The organism is Streptomyces sp. NPDC059866 (assembly GCF_042731325.1).
Lineage (GTDB): Bacteria > Actinomycetota > Actinomycetes > Streptomycetales > Streptomycetaceae > Streptomyces > Streptomyces flavusporus.
On record NZ_JBHWJT010000097.1, the window covers coordinates 1 to 6476 of the forward strand.

Here is a 6476-nt window from a genome sequence, read left to right on the forward strand (position 1 = left end):
CACAGAACGAAGGACCTGCCTCGCAGCATGTGATGGCGCGCGTTCTACGAGGTGTACGACAGCACCAGCTGACATCAACGCCCTCGGACGGCCACGGAGTCAGCGAGCCGAAGAAGAACCAGGGACGGCGAACCCGCACGGGCTCACGCAGGCCAGACCCGAACAGGACCGAACTCCTAAAGCGGTGGTCGGCCGCGGCCCCGTCGCTCATCATCGCGGCATAGCGTTCCCAGGCGAGCCCGTGGTCGCTCCAAGGATGCTGCTCCCGACGAGGCGAGGTTCGAAGCTGGCAGACGCTTCGAGCTCGAGCGCCCTCTGTTCCTCTGCCCGGGCGACCAACTGGACATCGAGAGCGGGCACGTTATCGTACGCCGAGCCGCCGGGCAGGAGGAGCGACCGACGGGGGGCTTCACTTCGTGGTGCTGGCGCTGGCGGCTGCTCTGACGGCCCTTCTACGGCAACCAGTTCGGCAACACCTTCCCCGTCTTCGTGTACTTCCGCGTGCCGCTGTGGGTTCCGGAGGTCGGCGGCGCGATCGACCCGGACAACGAGGCCCACGACCTGGTCATGTCCGTCTTCGGCGGCATGAACAAGGAAGAGCGCAACCGCATCAAGATCCGGTTGCGGACCGCCATGGGCTCCCAGGCCCAACTCCAGGGCCGCTACCCCGGCGGACGACCACCCTACTGCTACCGGATCGCCGACGCCGGACCCCCACCCCAACCCGTCGAAGGCCGCGGCCGACCAGCGCATCCACAAACGCGAGCCCGACCCCGCCCGCAACCTACACCGCCCGAAAACGGCATGGCAGCAGGGCGCCGTACGCCATCCTGATCAATCCCCGATACACCGGCTACGAGGTCTGGGACAAGCAACGCAAGGAAGAACGCCTCCTCGACGTCGACGACGTCACCTCGGTCACCGCACCAGCATGATCCATAACCCCGCCGAAGAGTGGATCCGCTCCAGCGAAGCCGCCCACGACGATCATCAGCCCCGATCTCTTCGACACCGCGGAAACCATCCGTAAAGCGCGGGCCCACGCCCAGGGCCGTCAAGAACAAGCCGGAAAGCAAGGCGGCCGCCCCTACGCTCGGCGCGGACGGGTCCGATGCAGCCTGTGCGGGCGCAAGATGCAGCCCGCCACCATCCGCAGCAGCGTCTACCACCGCTGCGAATTCAAGGAGCAGGAACAAGCCCTCTACCCCGACCTCACCCACCCACGCACCATCGAAGCGCTCACTCACGCAAGCGTCGCAGCAAGCACCGCAGTGACGCACACACCTGAGCAGGCTCAAGCACGCCAGGCGATCAAGGACTGCGAGCGACGACTCGCCCGCTACCAAGCAGGCCTCGAAGCCGGAGCCGACCCAGCCGTCGTCACCCAGTGAATCAACGAGGCGCAGAGAAACAAGGAAGCGGCGCGGAAGAAGCCCGACGCGCAACAGATCCGCGAGATCACTGACAGCCTTGGAGACATTGCCCAGCGCATCCAGACGGCCGACACCGACAAGAAAGGCCCACTCTACGAAGCCATAGGCATCACCGTCAGACTCGAGTTCACGGCCGCTTTCGATGACCTTCTGGCCGACGCCGGGCTGAACGGTGTCACCACCGGCATCCGGATACCGCGGATGAACTCCCTCATGGAGCGCTGGATACAAACGTGCCGACGTGAGCTGCCGGACTGCACCTTGATCTGGAACCAGAGTCACCTTCTGCACGCGCTCCACGAGTTCGAGACCTTCTACAACTGCCATCGACCGCACCGAGCCTGGGACAAGCCGCGCCGCTGCGCCCACTGCCCGCGCCGATCAACGTGGCAAAGCAGATCGGGCACCTTGAGGTACGCCGACGAGACCGGCTCGGCGGAACCCTGCACGAGTACCAGCATGCCGCCTGAGCAGGCCGAATGATTGATCGGCACCGCAGCGTTGAACGACGGCGACGGTCACGGTCGTGACCGACCGACAGACCGTCACTCCGGACAGGATCCAAGGCCGCGCGGTCGCGACGATCACATTTGTCGGCATGGGGGCTTACCCCCCTCGGCTCGCTGCTCGGCGGATTCCTCGCGGAGGCGTGGGGGTTGCGCACCAGCCTTCTGGGACGGCGCAGGCATGATGCTGTCCCCAGTGCTGGTGGCCGTGTCCCCACTCGCACGCCTGGGACGGGCGCTTCGGAGCGAAGTTAAGGACAACGGTTCGATTTCTGTGCGCGCCAGGGGCTGACACCGGAGTCCTGGTGCGCGGTAGCGTGCGCGTTCGGCCTGATCGTCGCACTGTCCGGGGACTGTTATGCGTGATGCTTCCATGCCGCCGGACGACCGTCTGGCGTCGCCTGTGCCCTCCCCTGTGACGGCCGAGTCGCGAGCCGGGTCCTTGAGGCGGCGTCTGGTGCTGTGGTCCGTGTTGCCGCCGGGCGCGGTCGCCGTGGCCGGTGCGGTGGCCACCGTGCTGGTCCGCGATGGCCACCTGGACCGGGCGGACCAAAGCGCGGTGTTCGGCGGCGTGGTCCTCATCGGCACCATGGCGGCCGGGATCGCGGGTATACGGACTTCGGCGGAGGCACGAGCAGTCACCAAGCACTGGGCGGAGCTGTCCCGTGCGGCTGATCGAAACCGTGCCGAGCTGGCCGAGCTGACCCGTACCACAGCCGAGGGCAGGGCCGAACTGGAGTCGCTGTGCCGTCGGTTGCGGGCCGGGGAGCCCCCTGTGCGGCGCCGGCCAGAACTGCCGCCGCAGACCGGCCCGGACGAACTCTCCCGCCTCGGATTCGAGATCGCTGCGGCCCGGCACGAGGCGGAGGCAGCCCTGCTGGAGACCGCCGCCTGTGCGGTCGGTGCGGAACACAGTTTCCGGCTGGAGCAGTTCGAGGTGTTCGCCAACCTGGCGCGCCGGCTGGAGTCCCTGGTGCACCGCGAGATCGGCCTGCTGGACAGCCTGGAGAACGAGGTCGAGGACCCCGACCTGCTCAAGGGGCTGTTCCGGGTGGACCACCTGTCCACCCGGATCCGCCGCTACGCCGAGAACTTGGCCGTGCTTGGCGGCGCGAACACACACCGCCAGTGGACCCGCCCCGTCGGCCTGACCGACGTGCTGCGTTCCGCCGTCGCCGAGATCGACCAGTACGCCCGAGTCAAGCTGGTCCCGCCCATCGATGGAACGGTCAGCGGCCACGCCGTGGTCGACGTCGTCCATTTGCTGGCCGAGCTGCTGGAGAACGCGACGGTCTTCTCACCGCCCCAGACCACCGTGCACGTGCGGGTGGAGCCCGTCGCCGCGGGGGTGGCGATCGAGGTCGAGGACCGGGGCCTGGGCATGTCCCCGGCCGAGCGCAACCAGATGAACACCGTTTTGGGTGCACCCGACAAGGTCGCCCTCGGTGAGCTGCTGCAGGACGGCCGGATCGGCCTGTACGTGGTCTCCGTCCTGGCCCAGCGGCACGACATCGCCGTGCAGTTGCAGAGCAACGTCTACGGCGGCACTCAGGCCGTCATGGTGCTGCCCAGTGCACTGCTCGGCCCGCAGCCGGCAGCTCCCGCGCGTCACACCGTTCCGACCCCTGACGCGGTGCCGCAAGACCCAGTGGAGCCCGAGGCGGCGGACCCTCGGGCGACAGCGACGACCGTTGTCGCGGATCCGCGCGTGTCCGATTCCGAACCCCAGCCCGCCCCGGTGCCCTCCGACGGCGAGGGCGACCGTCCGCGGCTGCCTCAGCGCCGCCGCCGGGACCACGCCGCCGAACAGCCGCACCCGGTCCGCAGCGCCGGTGCTTCCGAGGACATCGCACACGACCCGGGCCTGATGGCCGCGTTCCAGACCGGACTACGCAGGGCCGAGGAAGCGGAGACGCCCTGATAGCCGAGGCCGCCCTGAAGGGCTGGGGCCCCGTCCAGCAAGCCGTTTCCTTCTGTCGAAGAGGAGTACATGATCGTGGCGAGCGAAGACCTTTCCTGGCTGTTGACGGGTCTGGTGAACCGGGTGCCGCACACCCGAAGCGCCTTGTTGCTGTCCTCGGACGGGCTGGTGAAGGCAGCGGAGGGGCTCGACGAGGACGCTGCGGACCAGTTGGCCGCGCTCGCCAGTGGGCTGTACTCATTGGCGCGCAGCGCGGGCCGGCACTTCGACGACGGCGGTGACGTGCGACAGATCGTGACGGAGCTCAGCACCTCGCTGCTGTTCGTCTCGACCGCCGGGCACGGCGCGGTGCTGGCGGTGCTGGCCGGACGCGAGGCGGACGCGGCGGTGCTGGGCTACGAGATGGGGATGATGGTGAAGAGCGTGCGCCCGCACCTGGCCACGCCGCCCCGGCACCCGGTGGGGTAACCGATGACGCCGGTCCTCCCAGAGGGACCGCTGATCGACGAAGCGGCCGGACGGCTGGTCCGTCCCTACACCGTGAGCGACGGCCGGACCAGGGCCACGTCCCACTTCACGCTCGTGACCATGGTGCGGGCCACTGGTGCCCAGACGCAGGGCGCCTTCGGCCTGGAACATGCGCAGGTGCTGGCGCTGTGCGAGCGGCCTGTGAGCGTCGCCGAGGTCGCGGCCCGGATGCAGGTGCCCGCCGCCGTGGTCAAGGTGCTGCTGTCCGATCTGGCCGAGGGAGGCGCGGTGGTCGCAGGTGACGCGCCCTCAGCGCCCCCGGGCCACTACGCACGACCTGATCGAAACCTCCTGGAAGCGGTACGCGATGGCCTCCTCAAACGACTGTGACCCGCTGCCCGCCGAAGTCCTGCCGGTGGGAATCAAGGTGCTGATCGCCGGCGGGTTCGGCGTGGGAAAGACCACCTTCGTCAACGCGCTCAGTGAGATCGAGCCGCTGAGCACCGAGGAGATGCTGACCACCGTCAGCGCGGCCACGGACCGGCTGGACGGAGTGGAGAACAAGGCCACCACCACGGTGGCCTTGGACTTCGGCCGGATCACGCTCAGTCCGTCCCATGTCCTGTACTTGTTCGGCACACCCGGACAGGAGCGCTTCTGGTTCATGTGGGACGAACTCTCCGAGGGAGCGCTCGGGGCGGTGGTCCTCGCCGACACCCGCAGGCTGGAGCACTCCTTCGCGGCGGTGGACTTCTTCGAGCGACGCGGCATCCCCTTCGTCGTCGCCGTCAACGAGTTCGACGGGGCCCACCGCTACCGCGCGGAGGAGGTGCGGACCGCGCTCGACCTCAGGCAGGAGGTGCCGGTGGTGCTGTGCGACGCCCGCGTCCAGAGCTCGGGCACCCGCGTACTGCTCGAACTGATTCAGCATCTGATCACGACAAGGAGTTTCCATGGCAGCGACACCGACCAACCCCTCCTCCGGGCCTGAGTCAGGGATCGCCCTGCGCCATCTGCTCCTCCCTCCGGAGGACCCACAGGTGCGTGCCCGATCCGAGCGGCTGCGCGAGCTGGGCATCGATGCCCGTCCGGATGCGGAACTCGACGCCTTCGCACGGGAGCTGGCAAACCGTACCGGCGGCTGCTACGCCGGGGTCAACTTCTTCCTCGACGCCGACCGCCAGTACTTCGCAGGGTTGTACAGCGCCGCGCAGGACACCACGGTCCATGTGGGACCGCCGTTGCTGGAGGAACCGGTGCCCGGCCGCGTCATGCCTCGCGACATCGACATGGGCATCTGCCCGCACGTGGTCAAGCGCCGCCGGGCGCTGGTGCTGGAGGACATCCGGGACTTCCCGCGGTTCGCCGGTAACCCGGTGGTCGACGCGATCGGCGTCCACTCTTACCTGGGCGCACCGCTGATAGACAGCACCGGCTTGGTGCTCGGCACGATCTGCGTAGTCGACCAGGACCCGCAGCCGTGGGGACGTAAGGGGCTGGAAACCATCAAGGCCATGGCTGCCGAACTGGTCGAGCGGCTCGAGGAGTCGGCGCGCCGTCGCAGCTGACCGGCGCTGCCGGACTCGCACGCGGCCTGTGCCGTTCGGAAACTCATCGCCGCTGGTCAAGCCGCATACTTGGACTCACTGATCACACCGCCCAGCACTCGGGTACGCAGGAGCCGATGAGGGGGTCAAGTTGGTCACGGGCGGCGGTTCCCTTGCCGATAACGCCCGCGACGCTGCTGGCATGGCACCGCAGGCTGGTCGCGCGCACATGGGACGGGCGGCATTCCACCAGGCGTTCACGGGCCCATGACAGCCCAGCAGTTGCCGCCGGTGGGCCGGATCCCGAGCGGGCCGAACTCATCGAAGGCGAAGACCCGGTCCGGGAAACGGTCCAGGACCTCCTCGATCCGGTCCAGCTTCGCTTCGCGTTCCGGGTCCGGGGACTCCTTCCACGTTTTGGTGCGCTGGAAGGTGACGCCGCGGCGGGCGAGCAGGCGGCGTAAGGCCTCGCGGCCGATACGGATCACCCGGCCGTGGACTTTGCGCAGGTAGGCGGCGAGTTTGCGGATCGACCAGCGGGTGAAGGGCTGGCCGAGCTTGGTCGGGCGGGTGGTGGCCGTCTGGACGACGAAGTCCTCGT

The 6476-nt window shown here is 68.4% G+C and carries 8 protein-coding genes and 2 pseudogenes; 9 read left to right on the top strand and 1 reads right to left on the bottom strand.

What is annotated here, in order from left to right; all coding sequences use genetic code 11:
- The first annotated feature begins 489 nt into the window (after positions 1–489).
- From ACFV7R_RS46385 to ACFV7R_RS46425, 9 genes and pseudogenes are all read left to right on the top strand, one after another.
- On the top strand, positions 490–834 hold the full coding sequence (locus ACFV7R_RS46385) for a hypothetical protein (RefSeq protein ID WP_385276667.1): 345 nt from the start codon (positions 490–492) through the stop codon (positions 832–834).
- A gap of 299 nt (positions 835–1133) precedes the next feature.
- A complete protein-coding gene (locus ACFV7R_RS46390; protein ID WP_385276670.1) occupies positions 1134–1391 on the top strand; it encodes a hypothetical protein in 258 nt (85 codons plus the stop codon).
- Between the two features lie 255 nt (positions 1392–1646).
- Positions 1647–1916: a hypothetical protein gene (locus tag ACFV7R_RS46395; RefSeq protein WP_385276689.1), complete on the top strand. Its 270-nt coding sequence runs from the start codon at positions 1647–1649 to the stop codon at positions 1914–1916.
- Between the two features lie 34 nt (positions 1917–1950).
- Positions 1951–2231 (top strand): annotated as a pseudogene (locus tag ACFV7R_RS46400) (MFS transporter); the annotation flags it as partial.
- 165 nt (positions 2232–2396) lie between these two features.
- The gene (locus ACFV7R_RS46405; protein WP_385276673.1) at positions 2397–3860 is read left to right on the top strand and encodes a sensor histidine kinase; all 1464 of its coding nucleotides are present in this window, start codon (positions 2397–2399) and stop codon (positions 3858–3860) included.
- A 69-nt stretch (positions 3861–3929) separates the two neighbouring features.
- Positions 3930–4328, top strand: a complete 399-nt coding sequence (locus tag ACFV7R_RS46410; RefSeq protein WP_385276676.1) for a roadblock/LC7 domain-containing protein — start codon at positions 3930–3932, stop codon at positions 4326–4328.
- A gap of 3 nt (positions 4329–4331) precedes the next feature.
- Entirely contained in the window at positions 4332–4718 is a 387-nt protein-coding gene (locus ACFV7R_RS46415) for a DUF742 domain-containing protein (RefSeq protein WP_385276680.1), read from the top strand.
- Entirely contained in the window at positions 4696–5319 is a 624-nt protein-coding gene (locus ACFV7R_RS46420) for an ATP/GTP-binding protein (protein WP_385276683.1), read from the top strand. The genes ACFV7R_RS46415 and ACFV7R_RS46420 overlap by 23 nt, the downstream gene beginning before the upstream one ends.
- Positions 5282–5896: a GAF domain-containing protein gene (locus ACFV7R_RS46425; RefSeq protein ID WP_385276686.1), complete on the top strand. Its 615-nt coding sequence runs from the start codon at positions 5282–5284 to the stop codon at positions 5894–5896. Before ACFV7R_RS46420 ends, ACFV7R_RS46425 begins: the two co-directional genes overlap by 38 nt.
- 242 nt (positions 5897–6138) lie before the next feature.
- Here the strand turns inward: ACFV7R_RS46425 and ACFV7R_RS46430 are convergent.
- Positions 6139–6476: pseudogene (locus tag ACFV7R_RS46430) on the bottom strand (IS630 family transposase); the annotation flags it as partial.